This is a genomic window from Ideonella sp. P3_A4, assembly GCF_056403075.1.
The window spans coordinates 1-774 of the sequence record NZ_JBFUGE010001249.1 but is presented as its reverse complement, the minus strand read 5'-3'; the positions used below and the strand labels follow the sequence as shown (position 1 = coordinate 774).

1 pseudogene is annotated in these 774 nt (G+C 69.8%); it reads right to left on the bottom strand.

From position 1 onward, the window contains the following. Positions 1 to 774, bottom strand: a pseudogene (locus tag AC1DYI_RS37355) (histidine kinase); the annotation flags it as partial.

The window sequence follows — 774 nt, the reverse complement described above, 5'->3', positions numbered from 1 at the left end:
CGGTAGGGATGCAGTGCGGTGGCATGCAGGATCGCGGCGCCAGTGGCCAGGTCCAGCATGGTCAGCAGCGAATGCTCGCGCAGCACCAGCGAGCTCGGCAGTGTCAGCCCTGGCACCGAGCCGATGGCCGCCAGCAACAACTGGCCGGCTTGCGACAAGGCCATCAGCGCATACAGGAGGTTGCGCACCTGCGGCTGCACCAGCGGCACGATCCAGCCGACCAGGAACAGCACCATCGCGAAGGCGCTGAGCAGCCAGAACATCGCGCCCAGCCCCGCATAGCCGCGGGGCCGCGGGATCACGTCGACACGGTGGCCATCGCGGAACACCAGCACGATGTGGCCGGATTCGACCGCCCGCGCCACGGTGAGCCGCGTGTTGATCAGCCGCTCACGCAGCGCGTCGTCGGCCAGCCAGCGCGCCGAATGCGTCAGCGCGAGGGCATCGAACCCCAGGGCGGATCCGGGCGCGGTTTCAATGCCAGCCAATTCGTGGCCGACCTGCTCTTTCAGGCCGGGCAGGTTGGTGTAGACCAGCTCCAGCCCGCCGTCGTGGGTGACCCGCCAATCGGCAGCCACGTGCGGGTTGTTGGCCATCACCCGCGCGAGCAGGAAGACTGTCAGGCAGGCCACGACCGCAGCCAGCAGCAAGGCCTGGCGGCGCCAGCCGATGCGTGGCGTGCCGCCGGCCATCGCAGCGGCAGTGCTGCCGAAGCTGCTGGGCTCGCTGAAACGCGAATCGCCGGCGTGGGGCCAGCCGCTGTCGCCGTTGGGC